This window comes from Polaromonas sp. P1_G2 (assembly GCF_056405515.1).
In genome coordinates this window covers 1-497 of the sequence record NZ_JBFUBY010000963.1, presented here as the reverse complement: position 1 = coordinate 497, position 497 = coordinate 1, and the positions used below count along the sequence as shown (strand labels likewise).

Sequence of the window (497 nt, the reverse complement as noted above, 5' to 3'; positions counted from 1 at the left end):
CCGCTACGCACGACGGCGATGCGGGTGATGTCGGCCGGCATCGAGGCGGCGGAGCCAATGGTCGCCGTTCCGCTTCGCTCGACGCGCGACACGCTCGCCGCCTACCCCGCCGGCGTCCAGGACCTGTGGTTTGCCCGGCTCTATCTGATGAAGCCGGTCATGGTCGTTGCACTGGCGCTGTTCTGGTTCCTGTCCGGCACGATCGCGCTGATCGATATCGCACCGGCGTCGGCGCATTTCCTGCCCTTCATGCCGACGGCCGCTGCCGATGCCGTGACGATCATCACCTCGCTCCTCGATATCGGGCTTGGGCTTGGCGTGCTCTACCGGCCACTGTCGCGCTTGGCGCTGATCGGGCAGATCGCACTGGCCTGCCTCTATCTCATCGGCGGCAGCATTCTCGAAACATCGCTTTGGCTCGATCCGCTCGGCCCATACGTAAAGGTATTGCCGGCGATCATCCTGTCGCTGGCGACACTGGCCATCCTGGATGAACG

General features: G+C 64.8%; 1 protein-coding gene. It reads left to right on the top strand.

Annotated elements, in window-relative coordinates:
- Positions 1 to 27: 27 nt before the first annotated feature.
- Positions 28 to 497: DoxX-like family protein (locus tag AC1D0P_RS28560; protein WP_477679817.1), on the top strand; the 470-nt coding region annotated here is incomplete at its 3' end.